General features: G+C 55.9%; 17 protein-coding genes and 1 pseudogene. 7 read left to right on the forward strand and 11 right to left on the reverse strand.

The features are described 5' to 3' along the window. Window position 1: 1 nt before the first annotated feature. A complete protein-coding gene (locus HNI00_RS14145) occupies window positions 2-142 on the forward strand; it encodes a hypothetical protein (protein WP_316787206.1) in 141 nt (46 codons plus the stop codon). A 171-nt stretch (window positions 143-313) separates the two neighbouring features. Beyond that, window positions 314-727, forward strand: a complete 414-nt coding sequence (locus HNI00_RS14150) for a hypothetical protein (protein ID WP_316787208.1) — start codon at window positions 314-316, stop codon at window positions 725-727. Window positions 728-940: 213 nt separating this feature from the next. On the opposite strand, the pseudogene HNI00_RS22170 reads toward HNI00_RS14150, so the two are convergent. Next, window positions 941-1,037 (reverse strand): annotated as a pseudogene (locus HNI00_RS22170) (transposase); the annotation flags it as partial. A gap of 109 nt (window positions 1,038-1,146) precedes the next feature. Then, entirely contained in the window at window positions 1,147-1,578 is a 432-nt protein-coding gene (locus HNI00_RS14160) for a hypothetical protein (protein ID WP_316787212.1), read from the reverse strand. Between the two features lie 526 nt (window positions 1,579-2,104). Between HNI00_RS14160 and HNI00_RS14165 the strand changes: the two genes are divergently transcribed. Next, on the forward strand, window positions 2,105-2,659 hold the full coding sequence (locus tag HNI00_RS14165; RefSeq protein WP_316787214.1) for a DUF1499 domain-containing protein: 555 nt from the start codon (window positions 2,105-2,107) through the stop codon (window positions 2,657-2,659). A 410-nt stretch (window positions 2,660-3,069) separates the two neighbouring features. Here the strand turns inward: HNI00_RS14165 and HNI00_RS14170 are convergent, their stop codons facing one another. The 3 genes from HNI00_RS14170 to HNI00_RS14180 form a co-directional block, all read right to left on the reverse strand. Then, window positions 3,070-3,906, reverse strand: a complete 837-nt coding sequence (locus HNI00_RS14170; protein WP_316787217.1) for a CAP domain-containing protein — start codon at window positions 3,904-3,906, stop codon at window positions 3,070-3,072. Between the two features lie 253 nt (window positions 3,907-4,159). Next, entirely contained in the window at window positions 4,160-4,942 is a 783-nt protein-coding gene (locus tag HNI00_RS14175) for a M15 family metallopeptidase (protein ID WP_316787219.1), read from the reverse strand. Next, window positions 4,939-5,982 (reverse strand): GGDEF domain-containing response regulator, encoded by a 1,044-nt coding sequence (locus tag HNI00_RS14180; protein ID WP_316787221.1) that lies wholly within the window; start codon window positions 5,980-5,982, stop codon window positions 4,939-4,941. The genes HNI00_RS14175 and HNI00_RS14180 overlap by 4 nt, the downstream gene beginning before the upstream one ends. A 1,843-nt stretch (window positions 5,983-7,825) precedes the next feature. Between HNI00_RS14180 and alaS the strand changes: the two genes are divergently transcribed. After that, a complete protein-coding gene (gene alaS, locus HNI00_RS14185; RefSeq protein WP_316787223.1) occupies window positions 7,826-10,504 on the forward strand; it encodes an alanine--tRNA ligase in 2,679 nt (892 codons plus the stop codon). 176 nt (window positions 10,505-10,680) lie between these two features. Here alaS and HNI00_RS14190 read toward each other — a convergent pair whose 3' ends face one another. After that, window positions 10,681-11,805 (reverse strand): transporter substrate-binding domain-containing protein, encoded by a 1,125-nt coding sequence (locus HNI00_RS14190; RefSeq protein ID WP_316787224.1) that lies wholly within the window; start codon window positions 11,803-11,805, stop codon window positions 10,681-10,683. Between the two features lie 242 nt (window positions 11,806-12,047). On the opposite strand from HNI00_RS14190, the gene HNI00_RS14195 reads away from it, so the two are divergent. Then, window positions 12,048-13,196 carry a glycosyltransferase gene (locus tag HNI00_RS14195; protein ID WP_316787226.1) on the forward strand — a complete coding sequence of 383 codons (1,149 nt, stop codon included), beginning with the start codon at window positions 12,048-12,050 and terminating at the stop codon, window positions 13,194-13,196. Between the two features lie 155 nt (window positions 13,197-13,351). Continuing rightward, the gene (gene nblS / locus HNI00_RS14200; protein WP_297078331.1) at window positions 13,352-15,358 is read left to right on the forward strand and encodes a two-component system sensor histidine kinase NblS; all 2,007 of its coding nucleotides are present in this window, start codon (window positions 13,352-13,354) and stop codon (window positions 15,356-15,358) included. 159 nt (window positions 15,359-15,517) lie between these two features. Here the strand turns inward: nblS and mutY are convergent, their stop codons facing one another. From mutY to HNI00_RS14225, 5 genes are all read right to left on the reverse strand, one after another. Beyond that, complete coding sequence (gene mutY / locus HNI00_RS14205) at window positions 15,518-16,579, reverse strand: A/G-specific adenine glycosylase (RefSeq protein ID WP_420156363.1); 1,062 nt, start codon at window positions 16,577-16,579, stop codon at window positions 15,518-15,520. 161 nt (window positions 16,580-16,740) lie between these two features. After that, window positions 16,741-17,073 carry a DUF760 domain-containing protein gene (locus HNI00_RS14210; RefSeq protein ID WP_068515063.1) on the reverse strand — a complete coding sequence of 111 codons (333 nt, stop codon included), beginning with the start codon at window positions 17,071-17,073 and terminating at the stop codon, window positions 16,741-16,743. Window positions 17,074-17,206: 133 nt separating this feature from the next. Beyond that, window positions 17,207-17,596: a RidA family protein gene (locus tag HNI00_RS14215; protein ID WP_172358007.1), complete on the reverse strand. Its 390-nt coding sequence runs from the start codon at window positions 17,594-17,596 to the stop codon at window positions 17,207-17,209. A gap of 55 nt (window positions 17,597-17,651) precedes the next feature. Next, a complete protein-coding gene (locus HNI00_RS14220; protein WP_297078330.1) occupies window positions 17,652-18,083 on the reverse strand; it encodes an NUDIX domain-containing protein in 432 nt (143 codons plus the stop codon). A 152-nt stretch (window positions 18,084-18,235) separates the two neighbouring features. Further along, window positions 18,236-18,607: a response regulator gene (locus HNI00_RS14225; protein WP_172358005.1), complete on the reverse strand. Its 372-nt coding sequence runs from the start codon at window positions 18,605-18,607 to the stop codon at window positions 18,236-18,238. A gap of 534 nt (window positions 18,608-19,141) precedes the next feature. Here HNI00_RS14225 and psbV point away from each other — a divergent pair. Continuing rightward, a complete protein-coding gene (gene psbV, locus HNI00_RS14230) occupies window positions 19,142-19,633 on the forward strand; it encodes a photosystem II cytochrome c-550 (protein WP_068515074.1) in 492 nt (163 codons plus the stop codon). Window positions 19,634-19,991 lie beyond the last annotated feature (358 nt).

Here is a 19,991-nt window from a genome sequence, read left to right on the forward strand (position 1 = left end):
ATTGGGCGATTCGCGAAGCGATCCCTACGGGAATCGCGCTCAGGTGTGCCCTGCGGCTCCCACTACGCTGAGGGATGGGTCAGAGCCAGGACTCGATCTGGCATTTCCAGATCTGAGCATCCCGGTCGAAATGTTACTCTAGTAGGTCTTCAATCTGTCGGTCTTCAATCAAGTAGGGAATCGCCATGATTCAGCGCTCCAATCCCCCACACGACATTTGACGAGTTCGTTAAGTGGCTGCCCGAATTTTCAGAATCCCGCTATGAGTTGCGCCGTGGGAATATTATTCAACTATTCACAGCGGAATAGCGCCATGAGTGAGAACCAACCGACCATCGATGAACGCCTTGACCGTGTGGCGGTGTTGCTAGAAACCTCGACCCAGCAAATCGCCTATCTGTCAGAGCTAATTGTTACTAATGGACAACAGGCGGCCCAGCGGGATGCGTCGCTGAATGCCAAGCTAGATCGATTATCTGAAGAGGCGGCCCAGCGGGATGCGTCGCTGAATGCCAAGCTGGATCGATTGACTGAGGCGATCGCCACGTTCGTTGACCAGACCCAGCAGCGAACCGTCGCCATTGACGACAGACTTGACCGCATTGCGATTACGCTGGAAAGCCAGAACCGGGCGCTAGAGGGGCATATTCGCCTAGCAGAGCAGCAGGCGCAGAGTGTGGCGACGCTCACGACGCTGGTTTCTCAACTCCTTGCAGCCAGGGTATGAAGAGATAAAGCCCGTGATGAGGATTGAACTCATGACCTCACCCTCACCAAGAATGAGGCTATTGCACTGGGCTAATATCAATTCTCTAAATACCCGCTACACAAAGAGCATCGACAATCCAATCCCATTGAGTCAGCGATCGCAGCGACTCCGCCGAAAGGCGACAAACCCACTGGCTGATGGCGTGCTGGAGTTGGCAAGCATCATCAACGTGAACCCAGGCTAGCTCCCGTTTCAGCTCTCGCCAAACCCCCTCAATGGGGTTGACCTCAGGACAATAAGGCGGCTGAAACACCAAGATGGCTTTGTCTGATCGGCGCTGAGGTGCCCCTTGCTGTTCTTCCAAGACGGCTTTTAGTGCTTCTGCGGTGTCAGCGATATCGATTTTGAGGACTCCACTCACGGCGGCTGATTGCCAGCTAGGAGGTCGGCAAGTTAGACACACTTAGCCGCAGGCGATAGTTCACCGTAGCGCTAGAAGCCGTCGAAACGCGCACAAAATAGGTGCTGGGCATAAGGCCAGTCAGGCTAAACTTGCGAACCCCCGCCAGCACGGGAAACGACAGCTTTTGCCCGCCAAACCTCAGCACTCTGCCCCTGGCATTTAGCACCGCAAGCTGAACGGTCGGCGCACCCGACTTGCGAAACACAATCTGCATAGTAGACGGATTTTTCACCACCAGTCGATACAGATCGCGGTCTGACCGACTGACCGAATCCAGTCGATTAAACCTTCCGGGGATCGGTCTGACCCGTAGCGCAGATCCCAGCGTCCCTCCGGGTTCTTGCTGAGAGGCACGGGCGACGGTTCGCACGCTGAACGCAGCCAGGGGCGAAGATCTGGCAGGCACAGAAAGACTGCGATTAGCGAAGAGATTGGATTTTAGAGGCTGAGACATGACGATTTTCGACGATTTTCAAAACAGGAAGACTTATAGCTTATCCCTGGAAATACGGAAATGACGATGTGCTTTTTATAAAGCTTAAACATTCTCAAAAATTAGACCACCAATTCCTAAACGATTCTTTCGTCTTTGGTGCGATCAGGCTTGAGTGGGGAAGGATTGTAAAGATATTGTTATGGAGTCCACAGCATAGTGTCGGGCGCACAACATGCTGTAAAAGTGCAGCTTGGTGAAGCTTATAAAGGTGAGCCGCGTTGCTAGGGCTGGTGTGCCTCTAGATTGGCGCAGTTTCCATGCAGTCAAAATCAACGTCCAAACGTTTGATTACGGACAGGGCTTACGCAGTCGCGATAAACTCTTTGGGTTTTGGACAATTTCTCGCTGGCTACGCCCGTAAGAACCCGTAAGAAATTGCCCAACTGTGTAAGTCCTATAAGTCCTAACGGAATAATAAAGATTAAAGAGGCGCAGGATGAATCGATTGAAGTGGCTGAGTGTCTTTGTTCTGATGGTGCTGCTGGTGGGCAGTTTGGTGTGGCCGGCGACGACGCTGGCGGCTCCGGGTTCGACCGCAATGTCCCCTGCCTCGCTTTCGATGGCCGTGTTTGCTGAATCTTCTGGAGGTGCTTCGTTGTTTTCTTTTTCTGGATCGCGTCCCACCAATCTGGGAGTAAAGGACGGTAAGCTGGCAGCTTGCCCTGGCTCACCCAACTGCGTCAATAGTCAGGCTCCGGGGTCGGATGCCGAGCATTACATTGCGCCTCTGAGCTATAGCGGCACCCCGGCCGAGGCGATCGCCCGTCTCAAGGGCATCATTACCGCCATGCCGCGCACCCGGATCATTACCGAGTCTGATCATTACCTCTACGCCGAGTTCACCAGCGCCCTGATGGGGTTTGTGGACGATGTGGAGTTCTACGTAGACGAGGCGGCGGGCGTGGTGCAGGTGCGATCAGCCTCGCGCCTGGGTCAGTCTGATTTGGGCGTGAATCGCAAGCGAGTTGAGGAAATTCGGGCTAAGCTGTAGAAATTTTGGATTGGGGATTTTGGATTGGGGATTTTGGATTGGGGATTTTGGATTGGGGATTTTAGATTGAGCAAGAGGGTTGGGGCGATCGCCCGGTTCTCTCTTCGCTTCTAGTCCAAAGTCCCTCTCGGTTTTCTGCAAAAAAAAGAGGCGAGAACGCAGCACATTCCCGCCTCTGTTTTGCTGTGCAAACCAAACTGTCTTGCTGTGCAAACCAAACTGTCTTGCTGTGCAAACCAAACTGTCTTGCTGGGCTTGCCCTCACCCTCTGCTGTCGATTCTCTATCGATTCGCTTCAGTGGCGTTACGAATAAAATTGCTGAACGCCTTGAAAACGCTCGACTAGCAATCCAAAATCGCAAATCCAAAATCGCAAATCTAAAATCCGAGAATCGAGATGACCTCCAGCCCTACAGGGGCTTGCCAAAGTTTTGCGTCCAGTAGTGGTAATAATTCACCTGGCCGGTGTCATTGGCGAGATAGTGGTAGCCGATGCCGATGTCCTGATAGTTGGGATTGAGCATCGCCGCCCGATGTCCGGGGCTGTTGATCCAGGCATTCACCACAGCTTGGGGCGTGCTGTAGCCAGCGGCAATGTTTTCGCCCGTAAACGACCACTGATATCCAGCCGCCGTAACCCGTTGACTAAAGGTAGAGCCGTCTTTGCCGGTGTGGCTAAAGAAGTCCTGGTTCGCCATATTGATGCTGTGCCCCTGAGCAGCATTACTCAGCTTGCTGTTGTAAGACAGCGGCTGTAGACCGTTTTGCTGGCGAAACGCATTGGTCAGCCGCAGCACTTCGGCGATGAACCCAGTCGGCTGGGTTTCGCGAGTGCCACCACCGGAGGATGTATCCGATGGGGTCGTTTCCATTGTCAGGTTGTAATTGAGACTGCCGCCCTGGCTGCGGACTCTGAGGAAGAACGTACCCGTCAGGTTTTTGGCTGCTAGCGTGTTAGATTGCCCAGGGCGAATGGGCATTCTGCCTTTAACCTCGTTGGCATCGAGGCGGCCGTTGTTGTTCAGGTCTTGAATCAGGTGGGCGATCGCCCCTGTGCCGCTGCCAGTTCCCGAAGCCGCAATGGTGATATTGCTAGCTCGGTTGAAATTGAGGCGGTAGATGTCATCCCGATCGCCAGAGCCGACCCATTCGCTGAGGTTCAGCTTTCCAGAAGAGAAGCGGAGCCTGCGGGCCGTTGCAAAGGTGTTTCCAGCAGTATCTTTCTGCATATCAGTGGATGACTGCATATCGGGTGGACTCTTCCAGTAAGACCCATCCGTACAGTTAGCGCCAACCTGGTATACACGGAGACTCTTTACACTTAAATTACGAACTGTCAAGCGAATAAAAGCTTGACCTGAATTCGCCTGAATTCGTCTATTTCAATACCGTTGAAGGGCGATCGCCCATCCCAAAAAAGATATCAAATTTAGATATCGAATAATTCTGGATGGAAATGAATATACTTGCACTACCGCTTCTGTGCCTTTGGGTATCGATTCAAACTGCGCCATACCGTGCAACTACGCGCAGGTTCGCGTCGTCCACTGCGTCGTTCAAATTTGCACGAGCCGAATTTGACTGGGTCAGCGCCAAGTGATCTGAAGTTTTGAGCCAGGCCCAAAGCTGATCGCCGATTGAAAAATGCCACCATTCATTGGGATGGCGATAGAAACCTGCTGATTGCAGGGCGGTGGCCAGGCGCTGGCGATTTTGGTGGGCGATCGCCCGCGCTGGGTCATAGCGGTCGGAAGTGGGGTCGGCGTAAGGCGCAAAGTAATCAGGGTAGGAGCGGGGGCTGAGTTCGTCGATTGGCGAACCCATGTCGGCGGGTTGACCGCTGGCATCGAGCAGGGTGACATCGACGGCTGCACCAGTGCTGTGGGGCGGTGGCATGGCAGGATTATGGCTGGGCACGGCCCAAAACCGATAGACCTGCTGCCAGAAGTCATGCTGCTGGGCCGCGCTGAGCGTGGCAGGGTCTAGTCCGTGCGATCGCACTAGGTCTTGAAAGGTATAGTCCACCATGAACTGCTGCACGGCGATGGGGCGATAGGCATCGAAGATTTGGATGCGCCATCCGGGGCAGCGTTCCTGCAAGTTTGCCTGGGCCAGCCGCAGCCGCTCCAGCACGCCCTGCCGCACAAAGAACGGAGAGCGATCGCCATAGGGCGCACCCAGCACCGCGTAGGGATGGGGATCTACCCGCGCAAATTCGTCTGCGGGGAGTTCTACCAGCGGCTCGCCGCAGTCCTCAATTGCCACCTGCTGATAGGGCTTCATGACTCGTGTGCGGGAGAAGGATCAGGATTGCCCAGCCCGCTTTCGCCCGGTGCGTCGCTCTCTTGTCCCCCGACGACCCGATTGCGACCCAGCGCCTTTGCTCGCAGGAGGTTTTGATCGGCCCGGCGCAGCAGGCTGATGCCCCGCGCATCGTCCTGCACCACCAGCGATGCAGTGCCCGCGCTGATAGTGATGTTGAGATCCAGAGAGTCGTCGATGACGAATGGCTGGTCGCTGATGAGCCGACAGATGCGATTGGCGATCGCCTCTGCTTCCTGATTGCCCGTATCGCTGAGAATAATCACAAACTCTTCGCCGCCATAGCGAAATGGTGTGTCATAAAAGCGCAGGTTGTGTCGCAGCCGCGAGGCAATCAACTGCAAAGCGCGATCGCCCACCAGATGCCCGTAGGTGTCGTTGATGCTTTTAAAGAAGTCTACATCTAGCATCAGCAAACTAATGGGCATTCCCCGCAGCCGCGCATTATGAATCTGCCGGGGCAGTTCCCACTCAAAGGCGCGGCGGTTGTTTAGCTCGGTGAGCGGGTCTGACAGGGCGATCGCCGATAAAATATCGTTGGTGCGAATTAACTCTCGATGGTTTTGCACACGCCGCAGCCCCGCCTGTACATGGGCACTGATCAGCGACTGATCGCTTTTTTCAGACGACTTATTCTGCAACTCGGCTCGCCACAGCTTTACATAGGCATCCGCCCCCATCATCAGGGCCGAAGTTTCTAGGTACGCATCATCTTGGGGGCGATCGCCCAGTTCGTTCGGCGCAGGCGGCTGCCGATCATCCACCACCACGCAATAGATCCACGCCAGATGGCTCTGCGTCTTAACCCGCTGGCACAGGTCCAGGCTGCCCGGCTGAGTCGCTTGGACAATCAGCAAGTCAGGCTGCTGCGCCTGAATCAGGGGCGTCGCTTCGTGCGGATTGGGCGCAACCTCTAGAGTAAACGCTGCCAGATCAGGGGTTAAAGCCGAAAGGGATGCCAGAAATTGGCGATCCCCCACAATGAGAATCGAAGCGTCCATGGAATGCGGAGCCTACCTCGAAAATCTAAAAGACCAGTCGCCAAATTGATGAATCGCCTGTTTGCCTAAGCTAACAAATGCCTAAACAGCTTGAAGAGAACCCTCTCCAGCCGCTAAATCATCTTTAGAATAGAAAATAGGGCGTATTGTTCAGACTCGGCTTTGCAAAAGAAATCTTGCAAAAGAAATTTAGTCAGATCCCCACGCTGCGTAGGGCATTAAAAATAGAATCAACACAAGATCAGCCCGGTATAAGCATTCTCTAACCTAATGACACTACGGATAAAAATGGATACATCAGCCGAATCTGTCATTTCGGAATTTGCAGAGTAATTTTCATATTTTTCCTGTTTTTTTCAATCATGTCCGCATTTCAAAGTGTAAAAATATACCCAACTTATATGCGATTCATTAAGTCTCAAGCTGCACACCTCCCTACATCCGGGCATTTAATACAATCCTGAAACAGGACTGAACAGTAAGAACAGCAACGCCTGAAGTGCTTTTATCCGGATTCATCCTTGATAAAAGGAACTCCGCAACAGGTACCGCGCAGGCAAATACAGCGATACAGATAATGCACAACCCAGGATAGTGAGAGGAGTAACGTGCGAGGAGCAAAAGCACAAACGGACAGCGCAGCCCATCTCAGAAGCCACACACTTTAGTCAAAGCAGCTAAGTCCAGATCCCAACTGCAATAGCCTGTACAGCAACATACAGACCAACTGTGGGTTTCTGTGGGTTTCAAAATGCAAAGAAACCAGTGTCAGGACAAATGGATCAGGGTAAATGGGCGGGGCTGAGTCCGCGATGGATGGGGGCAGCAAGACTCTGGATCTCCACAATCTGCAACGCCTGCATCAGTTGCCAGTAATTAGATACCTGCTAGATATCCACTGGATCTGCATTGGCACCAAATTTGGTTCAATAAAGCCCTGCTTTGGAAGATTTCGGTCAGTTATCCCAATCGCCACACCTGAAACTACCACAAACCTGCCACATGAGAACACAGAGAAATCTCAGGACGCTTATCATCAAAAACGCCACTCTAGGGCGTGCTTGAAAACCCTTCGATCCCCCCTAGCCCCCCTTAAAGATCCCCCCTAGCCCCCCTCAAAGATCCCCCCTAGCCCCCCTTAAAAAGGGGGGAACCGAGCCGAACCACTCCGGAAGTCTCCCTTATTAAGGGGGATTTGGGGGGATCGACTCAAGGCAATCAACGACCTAGAAAGTTTTAAGACACTGCCTAGATGAATGTGAGATTGCGGACTGATTCTGCGAAGCTGGCTCTGTGAAGTTGTGAGGATGACACGCCCCCCTGCATCATTGACACCCCTGAGACACCCCAAGACACCGCTGATGGCTGATACTGCTGTCTAGCTGTCTAAATAATGTGCTGTTGATGTGCTTCTAACCATGTGCTGTTAACCATGTGCTGTGGCTGACACGGTGCTGATGGGTTTTGTCAGGATACCCAAAGTCCGGCAAAATTCCCTCAGCATTTCCTGATTTTTGGGTTGCTGAATCTGCCAGCCAGATAGCAAGATCGTAGTAACCAGGATTTTTGATAAGATTTGCGTCGTTCCAATTGTGTGGCTTGATGTGTGGCTTGTTGCGTGGCTTGCAATTGATTGGTTCGCAATTGGGTGACTTGTAATTGTTTAGTTGGCAGTTGTTTGGCTTGCAAGCGTCTGCCTGAGCGATTTAGCAAGCCGTATTGGGTTCATCGAGACTCGTGCGATCGCCCCTATCCTGAGCCATACCCCCTTAGCCCAGCCCTGCCCGCCACTGCTTGCAGCCCTGATCTCCAATCCCTCTCTCGGCCTGTTTCGAGTTGATCTATGCCTAAATCGCCGCCCAAATCACCGTCCCGTTCCGCCGCTTCGACCCAGCCGCCCAACCTCAGCGGGGCGCAGATTCGCCAGACCTTTCTCGATTTTTATGCCGAGCGGGGGCATCAGATTCTCCCCAGCGCCTCGCTCGTGCCCGAAGATCCGACGGTGCTGCTGACGATCGCCGGAATGCTGCCGTTCAAGCCAATTTTCTTGGGGCAGCGGGCCGCCGAGTTTCCCCGCGCCACCTCTTCGCAAAAGTGCATTCGCACCAACGACATCGAGAACGTCGGCCGCACGGCTCGTCACCACACTTTCTTTGAAATGCTGGGCAACTTTAGCTTTGGCGACTATTTCAAAGAAAAGGCGATCGCCTGGGCGTGGGAGCTCTCGACCGAAGTCTTTAAGCTGCCCCCAGAACGATTGGTGGTCAGCGTCTTTCGAGAAGACGACGAAGCCTTCGCCATCTGGCGCGACCAGATCGGCATCCCCGAAGCCCGCATTAAGCGGATGGACGAGAAAGACAACTTCTGGCAGTCTGGCCCGACGGGCCCCTGCGGCCCCTGCTCCGAGATTTACTACGACTTTCACCCAGAGCGGGGCGACGATCATATTGATTTAGAAGACGACACCCGCTTCATCGAGTTCTATAACCTGGTGTTTATGCAATACAACCAGGACGCAGAGGGCAACCTGACCCCACTATCCGCGCAGAACATCGACACGGGCATGGGGCTGGAGCGGATGGCGCAGATTCTTCAGCGAGTGCCGAATAACTACGAAACCGACCTGATTTTCCCGATTATCCAAACCGCCGCGCAGATTGCAGGTCTGGACTATGCTGCCTGCGACGAAAAAACCAAAACCTCGCTGAAGGTGATCGGCGACCACGTTCGCGCTGTGACGCATCTGATCGCCGACGGGGTGAACGCCTCTAATTTGGGGCGGGGCTATGTGCTGCGTCGCCTGATTCGCCGTGTGGTGCGCCACGGGCGGCTGATTGGCATCGAGCAGCCGTTCATTACCCAGGTGGCCGAGTCGGCGATCGCCCTTGCTGAAGCTGCCTACCCCAACCTGCGCCAGCGCGAAAAAGCCATCAAGGCTGAACTGGCGCTGGAAGAATCCCGTTTTCTGGAAACCCTGGAGCGTGGCGAAAAGCTGTTGGCAGACATCATTGCCAAGTTGCCTGCAAAGGGGCAGATTTCGGGACAGGATGCCTTCACGCTCTACGACACCTACGGCTTTCCGCTGGAGCTAACCCAAGAAATTGCCGAAGAAGCAGGGCTGACGGTGGACACCGACGGCTTTGAGGTAGAGATGGAGAAACAGCGCGATCGCGCTCGGGCAGCCCACGAAACCATCGACCTCACTGTGCAGGGCAGCCTCGACACGCTGGCGGAGAACCTGCACGAAACCAGCTTTTTGGGCTATACCCAGCCGCAAGCGGAGGCGGAGGTGAAGCTGGTGCTGGTGCAGGGCAAGCCTGTGGACACGGCCACTGCGGGAACCGACGTGCAGGTGATTCTCGACCAAACGCCGTTTTATGCCGAATCGGGCGGGCAGGTGGGCGATCGCGGCGTTCTGCTGGGTGAAGCAGGGCTGCGGGTGCGCGTTCAAGACGTGCAAAAGGATGGAGCGATTTTTGTTCACTTTGGCACAGTGGAAGCGGGCACGCTGAAAACGGGCGATCGCCTCACCGCCCAGATCGACCTCGCCTGCCGCCGCCGCGCCCAAGCCAACCATACGGCGACGCACCTGCTCCAGGCCGCGCTGAAGAAACTCATTGATGAAAACATTGGTCAGCAGGGATCAATGGTCGCCTTTGACCGGCTGCGGTTTGACTATAACTTGGCGCGGCCGCTGACGGCGGAGGAAATTCAGCAGATCGAAGACCAGGTGAACACCTGGATTGCCGAAGCCCACGCAGCGGACGTGTCCATCATGCCGCTGGCCACTGCCAAAGCCAAGGGTGCAACCGCCATGTTTGGCGAAAAATATGCCGACGAGGTGCGCGTTATCGACTTTCCTGGCGTGTCGATGGAACTGTGCGGCGGCACCCACGTCAGCAACACGGCTGAGATTGGTCTGTTCAAAATCATCTCGGAAACAGGCGTGTCTGCTGGGGTGCGCCGCATCGAAGCCGTTGCGGGGCCTGCGGTGCTGGAATACCTGAACCTGCGCGACAGGGTGGTGCGCGACTTGGGCGACCGCTTCAAAGCCAAGCCCGAAGAGATTCCCGACCGCATCACCGCGCTTCAGGACGAGCTAAAGACGACTCAGAAAGAACTCGCCGCGTTGAAGGCAGAACTGGCGATCGCCCAATCGGATCAGCTAATCGACCAGGCAGAAACGCTGGGCGATTTCAAAATCCTGGTGGCAGAAATGCCCAATGCCGATGCAGACGCGCTGAAAACTGCCGCCGAACGGTTGCTGCAAAAGCTGGGCGAAGGCGCAGTATTTCTCGGTTCTGCCCCCGCCGCCGATAAAGTCGCCCTCGTCGCCGCCTTTAGCCCAGCGGTCAACCAAAAAGGACTGCAAGCCGGAAAGCTGATCGGGGCGATCGCCAAACTCTGCGGCGGCGGCGGCGGCGGCCGACCCAACTTTGCCCAGGCCGGCGGCCGCGACCCCAGCAAGCTAACCGAAGCCCTCACCGAAGCGCGATCGCAGATCCATGCCGCTCTAGGTTAGCCGCTCTGGGTTAAACGTCCGAACGAGATGTGCAACGTTGCCAACCTCCCTCCCCCTTTGCTGGTATGCCGAAGGCGTTAAGCCCGCTCTGGAAGAAAAGGCTGGGGGATGAGGGGGGCGGAATGCAAGATCAAATATTACCAGGTTAATATTGCCAGGCTAATAGGACGTTCTGGTCACTGCTGCTGTGGCTCTCCAAACCACTTGCGGCACAAAAACTCGAAGTATTCCTTTTCTTGCAGGGTTAGCAGGGCGCGATTGATCTCTTCGCGGAGGTCGTCGCCCTCCCGCAGGGCAATGCCGTAGTGTTCCCGGCTGAGGCGATCGCCCGCCATCACTAGGTCAGGCTCCTGAGCCGTCAGGTATTCTGCTACAGGACGGTCTATCACAATTGCCGCCACTTCGCCCGACCGCAGCGCCCTCAGCGAGGCTTCCAAATCCTCCATTGGCACTCGCTTCACGGGCTTGGTTCGCAAAAAATAATCGGCAGTTGTGCCCTGGCTTGCGCCGATGGGCTGTCCGGCAAGATCGCTCAGGCTTTGCACTGGGGCAGCCTGCTGGCGAGCCGTCGTCATCGCCGAGATAAAGTCCGCCAGGATGAAAAAGCTGACCCCCATCCAGAGTCCCGCCACAATGCGCCCCGGCAAGCCCACAGGCGTAACATCGCCATAGCCAAAAGTGCCCAGCGTCACCACCGCAAACCAGATGCCCTGCCCAATCCCGGCTAGCGGCCCCTGCTGAAAGTGGGGATTGTGTCGCCGCTCAAATAGCCAGATTAAGAATCCGACGACGATCGAGCTAAGCAAAACGCGGCCGACCGCTTGCAAGGCTCTGCCGCTGCCCAGATAATCGAGCAGCCGAGCAACCTGGGATTTTTGCGATCGCATCACGAGTAATTGCAGCCCCGCCTCATAGGTGGGGTGAGAAAAGTCGAGTCCCGTGGCTTCCCGGCGGGCAGTGATGGAAATGCCCGCGATCGCCACATCGACCTCGCCTTGCCGCAGCGCATCTAGCAGTTCCGGCGTAGTGTCATAGACCACATACCGGGTTTGGGCGTTAATTTGCGGGGCGATCGCCGTCCACAGGTCAATGCTGTAGCCCGTCGGGTTGCCCTGCTCTGCGGCAAACACAAACGGCTCAATCGGCTTTACGCCTACCCGGAGCGATCGCTCTGCCAGCATGGGCGAAGACACAGGAGAGGGTTGAGCCGTCTGGGCCCAACTGGCTCCTCTCCCAACCGTCACCGCCAGCACACCGCCCACCGCCCACACAGCCGCCTTCCATCTGGCATTCCATCTCAAGTTCTGTCTCTGTCCCACGCAGATCCTCACGCCTCCCAAGCCGACATTGCACTAGCCATTGCACCCGCTTCCAATACGCCAGTTTCCAATACGATGATTGAGAATGCCAAGCATCCCGGCGACACAGGCTGCCAAAATCTCGCCAAAACCCGCCAAAATCCAAAATCCAAAACCCAAAAGCCACCGGATTTGCCGTTCCCAGGCAATTTATCTAACAGGTCTTCCCATCTCCTCCCCGGCTGATGAAAATTTTGTTTCTCGACCAAAGCGGCAAACCAGGCGGTGCGGAACTTTGCCTGCTAGATATCGCTGCGCCCTATCGGGAAACCTGCCGAGTGGCCCTGTTTGCCGACGGTTCGTTCAAAACTCTGCTGGAGCAGCGCCAGATCCCGGTGCAAGTGCTGATGCAGAACGGGCTGCAAGTTCGCAAAGAAAGTGGACTGCGGCAAGGCTTAACGAGTTTGGGACGGCTTGCGCCGCTGATTGGTCGTGTGGCAAAGCTGGCGCAAGATTATGACCTGATTTACGCCAATACGCAAAAAGCGCTGGTGGTGGGGGCGATCGCCAGCTTTCTGGCCCGCCGCCCGTTGGTCTATCACCTGCACGATATCCTCTCGCTCGACCACTTCAGCCGCACCAACCAACGCATCGCCGTAGCGCTGGCCAATCGCGCCGCACTGGTGATTGCTAATTCCCAAGCCAGTCGGCAGGCGCTCATCGACGCAGGTGGAAAGGGCGATCGCACGGTTGTGATTTACAATGGCTTCCAGCCCGCGGCCTATCGCCAGCCCCGCCAGGATCGAGCCACGCTGCGGCGTGCTTGGGGGCTAGAAGATTCCTTTGTGGTGGGGCATTTCAGCCGTCTGTCGCCCTGGAAGGGGCAGCATGTGCTGGTCGAGGCGCTGGCAGCGTGCCCGCCGCAGGTTGCCGCCGTGCTGGTGGGTGAGGCCCTGTTTGGCGAAGAAGAGTACGCGAAGCAATTGCGGCGGCAGGTCGAGGCGCTGGGGCTGGGCGATCGCGTCCGGTTCTTGGGCTTCCAGTCCGACGTGACCTCGCTGATGCACGCCTGCGACCTGATTGCCCATACCTCTACCGCCCCGGAACCCTTCGGGCGCGTGGTGGTGGAAGGAATGCTCTGTGGTCGCCCGGTCGTTGCTGCCGACGCAGGCGGCGTGAGGGAATTGATCGATCCAGAAAAAACAGGCTGGCTTACGTCGCCGGGTGATGCCGGTGAGCTGGCCGCTGCGATTCAGCAGTGTTTCCGGCAGCCAGAGGCAGGAGAGGCGAGGGCGATCGCCGCCCAATCTTTCGCCAGCCACCGCTTTCACATTGACCACGTAAATGCTGAAATTCGCGCCCAGTTGCAGCGCATACTGGCAGGAATGGAATGACGGAGCATTGCCGTAGAACCCCAACGCCGCATGTCACAGTGAAGACGGTTGTATGATAAAAAGAACACATTTTTGGCGAATGACCAGGGCGCATCATGGCTCCTGGTACTGCTAGAATCCTTGCTCATCTTGCATTCTGGGTAGATAGTGCGGCTTTGCTAAATCTGCTAAAGCAACTCCAAGACATCATTCGCCGCTGGTGGTCGGAATTTACCCTCCAGACCAAGCTGATGGCGATCGGCACGCTAATGGTGTCGCTGCTGATGAGCGGGCTGACCTTTTGGGCAGTGAACTCAATTCAGCAGGATGCGCGGCTCAACGATACACGCTTTGGCAGCGACCTGGGCTTGTTGCTGTCGGCCAACGTTGCGCCGCTGGTGGGCGAAAACAACCTGACGGAACTGGCTCGTTTCTCCCAGCGCTTCTACAGCAGCACCTCCAGCGTCCGCTATATGCTCTACGCCGATGCCGATGGCGAAATTTTCTTCGGCATCCCCTATTCCCAGTCCGAGGTGCAAAACTCGCTCACTATCCGTCGCCGGATGCAGCTTCCCGAAAACTTCAATCCGGCGCTGGAATATCCGATGGTGCGCCAGCACCTCACGCCCGATGGAGAAGTGACGGATGTCTTCGTGCCGCTGAACTACAATGGCAAGTATCTAGGCGTTTTAGCCATCGGCACAAATCCAAACCCCACTGTGGTCACGTCCTCTCACCTGACGCGAGACGTGACAATCGCCGTTTTCGTGTCCATCTGGGTGATGGTGATCTTGGGGGCGGTGTTTAACGCGCTGCAAATCACCAAGCCGATCAAGGAACTGCTGGTGGGCGTGAAAAACATTGCCGCCGGGAATTTTAAGCAGCGCATCGACCTGCCCTTTGGCGGAGAACTGGGCGAACTGATTCTGAACTTCAACGAAATGGCGGAGCGGCTGGAGCGCTACGAAGAGCAAAACATCGAAGAACTGACTGCTGAAAAGGCCAAGCTGGAAACGCTGGTATCTACGATTGCCGATGGAGCCGTGCTGCTCGATTCCGATATGGACGTGATCCTGGTGAACCCCACGGCACGCCGCCTGTTTGGCTGGGACAACACGCCGGATTTGCTGGGGCAGCCCGTGCTAAACCTCCTGCCAGAGCCAGTCAAAGCAGCCCTCAGCCAGCCGCTGCAAGAGATTACGCAGGAAGGGCTATCGTCAGACATGCTGCGCGATCGCGCTGAATCAGAGTTCACCATCGCCGTGCCAGAACCCGTCAATCGGACGCTGCGGGTGCTGCTGAATACGGTGCTGGATCAGTCCCGCGAAAATGTGAAAGGCATCGCCATCACGGTGCAGGACATCACCCGCGAGGTGGAGCTAAACGAAGCCAAAAGCCAGTTCATCAGCAACGTATCGCACGAACTGCGAACCCCGCTGTTTAACATCAAGTCGTTCATCGAAACGCTGCATGAGTATGGCGAAGACCTAAGCAACGACGAAAAGCGGGAATTCCTGGAAACGGCAAACCGGGAAACCGACCGCCTGACGCGCCTGGTCAATGACGTGCTGGATCTGTCGCGTCTGGAGTCCAACAAGCGCTATCACTTCGAGGCGATCGACCTGACGCAGCCCATCGAGCAGACCCTCCGCACCCACCAGCTCAACGCCCGCGACAAGGCAATCGAACTGGTGCAGGATGTGGAGCCACACCTGCCGACGGTGCTGGGCAACTATGACCTGCTGCTGCAAGTGCTGAATAACCTGCTGGGCAACGCCCTGAAATTCACCCAGGCAGGGGGGCGCATTGCGATTCGAGCCTACGCAATGGGCTGCGAACCGGAGCATCCCCACCTGGCGACCTGCGTGCGCGTGGAGGTTTCGGATACGGGCATTGGCATCGACGCTGAAGATCAGGCCTGCATCTTCGACCGCTTCTTCCGGGTAGAGAACCGGGTTCACACGCTGGAGGGCACAGGGCTGGGGCTGTCTATCGTGCGGAATATCATCGAAAAGCATCATAGCCGCGTGCATCTGGTGAGCGAAGTCGGCGTGGGGACAACCTTCTGGTTCGATCTGCCCGTGTTCCAGAAGGACACGCCGCTGCTGGATGGGGCGCTGAACAACGGCAAGACCACCGATTCCCCTGCCCCCCCGTCGCTAGAACCGCAGGTCGCGAAATAATTCAGGCTCAGAGAAATCAGTCCCAGAGAAATTCAGACTCAGAGAAATTCAGCCTTAGAGAAACAGAAAAGATTCGGCACTCAATCCGACTGTGCGTGCCGCTGAAGCTTTTGCTAAAAATTCAGATTCCTGTTCAGATTCCTCAGAGTCCTTAGATCCCTAAGTGCTTGCTGCTCGGATAGCCGCGATGATTTGCAGGTTCGCCTTGGGAAAAGGAAACTGGTCTAGCTCTGCCGCTGTGACCCAGCGCACCTCGTCGCACTCGATGGGCTGGGGGTCGCCGCTGAGGTGGCGGCAGTGATAGACATTTAGCGTGACGCGGAAGTGGGTGTAGGCGTGGTCGATGACAATCAGGCGATCGCCCACTTCAATTTCAATCCCCAACTCTTCCTGAATTTCGCGGCGGATACAGTCTTGCACCGTTTCGCCCGGCTCGATCTTGCCGCCTGGAAATTCCCATAGCCCGCCCAGCAGTCCTTCGGGCTTGCGCCGATCGATCAGGATGTGTCCCTGCTCGTTCCAGATGACGGCCACGCCGATTTGCTTGTGGGGCAGCGGGGCGCGAGTTTCGGCAATGGGCAATTCGTTCTGCATATTTCGCTGATGGGCAAGACAGTGGGGTTGCCAGGGACAGATCAGGCAGGCGGGGTTGCGCGGCGTGCAGCAGGTCGCACCCAGATCCATCAGCGCTTGGTTAAAATCTCGTGGACGCTGCGGATCGAGGAGCGTTTCCGACGCTTTCCAGAGTGCAGCCAGAGCGCGATTGGGCGGCACTACTACTGCCAGCAGTCGCGCTAGCACTCGCTTCACATTACCATCCAAAATGGGCACGGGTTGGTTAAATGCGGCACTGAGGATGCCCCCAGCGGTGGTGCGCCCGATGCCGGGGAGGGTGAGCGCTGCGGCCAGATCGGCGGGAAACTGGCCGCCATGTTGCTCAACGATCACCTGGGCAGCGCGATGCAGATTGCGGGCACGGGCATAGTATCCCAGCCCTTCCCAGGCTTTGAGGACTTGAGTTTGGTCGGCGGCGGCCAGTGCGGTCACGGTAGGAAACTGCGCCAGCCAGCGCTCGTAGTAGGGAATCACCGTTTTCACCTGGGTTTGCTGGAGCATGATCTCCGAAATCCAGATGGCGTAGGGGTCGCGGCTGCGTCGCCAGGGCAGGTCGCGACCTTGGGCCCCATACCAGCGCAAGAGCGATCGCCGCAATTCCGCAATATCCCAACAGGCTGCATTTTCTTCAGCCGCCGTTGCCCCTTCAGCCGTCACGGCCCCTTCAGCCGCCGCTGCAAAGTGAAAGCTCGACCGACCCACCGGATCGACCGAGCTAGAACCCAGAAAACAGGAGTTAAAATCCGAACCTTGACTCACAGACGCACCTAACCAACTTCGGGCACATCCTGGAGCGATCGCTCAAACGCCATGCGCTGCTCAGCGTTGCGGAGAAAGTAGCCGCTCATCATCGCCGAAGCCAGCAGGCGACCCAGATTCTCGCGGCTGGTCGTAATCGACACGTCAAAATGCTCAGAGGGCAAGCCACCCAGCAGTCCGATAATGTTGCGTTCCATGACCTGAAACACTTCCTGAGAGCCAGGCTTGGAGAGCTGAGCGACCGTCTCAGGACTCATGGATTGGACATACTGCCAGAGCAAATTTCCCGATTCTGCACCATCGCCAAACAGCTCTGAGATTTTGTTAGACGCATTGTTCACAGCAGTAACCTCGCTCAGACAGTGGTTATTGATTAATACTGTAACAATCCTGTTGGGACAGGGGGAGGTGGGTGAACCGAACCGTCAGGTGTCAATTTTGCGAATTTGCCCCCGCCCTTCTACTCCCTTCTCTTCAGGCGGGCACAACGGCAATGCACTCAATCTCTACACGCACGTCCTTGGGCAGCCGCGCTACCTGCACACAGGCCCTCGCTGGGGCCGTCGCTTCATCAAAAACGCGGGTATACACACCGTTCATAGCCACAAAGTCATTCATGTCGGCCAAGAAAACCGTGGTCTTGACCACATCGGCAAAGGTTGCGCCCGCAGCTTTCAAAATTGCTTCAAGATTGGCCAGCACTTGCTCTGTCTGGGTGGCGACATCTTCGCCCACGATCGCCCCCGTTTCGGGATGCAGCGGGATCTGCCCCGCCACAAACACCAATCGTCCCTGAGCGGCGATCGCCTGACTGTAGGGCCCCACCGGAGCCGGAGCCGCCTCCGTCCGAATCACTTCCCGCATATCTCCTCCTCACCTCATATTAATTCTGAGATTGATCTCACGTTTATCTCAGGTTTTATACCAGCTTTGGCCGCAGCCCATGCTCCCGAAAATAGCGATAATCCCGCAAGATCCGGTCATGGTCAAAGCACAAATTGCTGGGCAAATCCCAAATCTCAAACACGCCCAGATTTTTGGCATCGTCGCCCGCAAAGGGGTCGCCCTTGGCCGTTGCCAAAAACACAACGCTGAGGGTGTGCAACCGGGGGTCTCGCTGCGGGTCGGAATAAACCTGAAACTGCTCCGTTAGCTTGACTTGTAGCCCAGTTTCCTCAGCGGCCTCGCGCTCGGCAGCATCCTCCACCGACTCGCCATAGTCCACAAATCCCCCCGGCAGGGCCCAGCCAAAGGGTGGGTTTAGCCGCTCGATTAGCACAATGGGTCGGTAGGGCCGATCCATGAGTTCAATAATGATATCTACGGTGGGAACGGGATTCCTGTAGCTCACAGGTCTATGTTTTTGAGGGACGTATAGACAGCACCAGACTTGCTAAGCAGCATAGACCCTTTTGGCGCGTCCGAATACCCTGGCAGAATTTGACGTGGACAAGATTTATTGCTTTGAACCCCGGTGATGTTTTCAGCAAGCAATGGTTATCCCTAGCGGTGGCTCTGGAGCAGTTGCTTGACGGTCTTCAGCAGTTCTGGCGGGTGAAAGGGCTTGGTGATATAAGCATCTGCGCCCTGCTTCATGCCCCAATAGCGGTCAAATTCTTCGCTTTTTGTCGAGCAGATGAGGACGGGAATTTTTTGAGCAGCGGGGTCGTTCTTGATCCAGCGACAAAGTTCGTAGCCGTTCATCTCCGGCATGATCAGGTCAGTGATGACCAGATCTGGGGCGTTGGATTGGATCATCGCCTTGGCCTCGATGCCGTTGGTTGCCTCCATGACTTGGAGTCCGTTGCCCTGAAGCAGTTCCAAAAGCATTTGCCGCAGGGTTTGGCTGTCGTCCACAATCAACACGGTTCTCATGGTTTGTCTTGACTCCGGCTTGCTGGATGGGGGCTGGACAAATCGCAAATCCCTTTAGGAGTATTCCCATTCTCGCCTAGAGAAGGCAGGCCTGACGCACGGCTTGGGCGATCGCCCCAGAATATTGCTCCACGTTGCTCCACATTGCTCCACACAATCCTTCCAGAATCTCGTCACAATCTCCAGAGTCCCTTCATAAAGAGTCTCAATCGATGGCATGATAAAGAATTAGGATTGCCTGACATACCTTAACAATTCCTCTCATTTAAGGCTGCGGCTGGAAAACCCTGTGGTGGGGCGAGAAGAGTTGGGTCAGGTTGCCGGATGCTGTGTTGAGCTGCCGATATCTGAATTCAATTTAATTTGCAGGTATCTGAGCCATTTTTGGCAGCTTCACCAGGTTGCAGTTCTGTCCTGTTTGGGGTTCATGCTTAGCCATCGCGGACTGAGCCACCACACCGGGTCAGGATGGAGTTGGGTCTGTAGCTGTCTCAATTTATATTGATGTTCTTGGATGGAAGGAGAACGATTTCTGTGCTTAAGAGATACGTCTGGCTAGTTGTGGGGATAGCCCTTTTTATCTTCCAGGTTGTCGGTGGGGCTGCGATCGCCGCTGAACTCGACGCTGCGACGCGCACGGTGCCTCTCAATGCGGCAGGAGACACGATCACGCTCACGCAAAAGCAGGTTGCAGACGGCAAGCGCCTGTTTAACTACGCCTGTGGTCAGTGTCACGTCGGCGGCATCACCAAAACCGACCCTAACGTGGGGCTAGATCCCGAAACCCTGGCGCTGGCAACGCCCCCGCGCACCAACATCGAAGCCCTGGTGGATTACATGAACAATCCCACCACCTATGACGGACAGACCGAAATTTCGGAACTGCATCCCAGCACCAAGAGTACCGACATCTTCCCCAAGATGCGGAACCTGACGCAGGACGACCTGAAGGTGATTGCGGGTCACATCCTGATTCAGCCCAAGGTGGTGGGCGCTAAGTGGGGCGGTGGTAAGATTTACTACTAATGTTGACACAGCGAATGCCAATGTTCACATGGCAAATGTCTGCGCGGTGAATGTCGGTACTGTAAGTGTCGGCACGGTGAGTGTCTGCATTTGTACATAGGGAGTGCGGCCCATCGGTGGAGGTTCATACGGCAGGGTGGCATTTGGTTGTGCCCTATGTGCTCGCAGCCTATATGCTTACAACCTGTGTGCCTGCAACCGATGCGAACGACCGTGAGACACGCATTCTTTTTGAACGGCGGGTTTTGGCAGCGTTTAGAGCAGTCAATGCCCGCTTTTCTATTAGAAAATGCCGTTAGAAAAACTGCCTGCCCATTCTCTTGCTGCTATCGTCTGCCGCTGTCCTGGATCGATTGGA

This window comes from Thermoleptolyngbya oregonensis NK1-22 (assembly GCF_032705245.1).
In the GTDB taxonomy this organism is placed as follows: domain Bacteria; phylum Cyanobacteriota; class Cyanobacteriia; order Elainellales; family Elainellaceae; genus Thermoleptolyngbya; species Thermoleptolyngbya sichuanensis.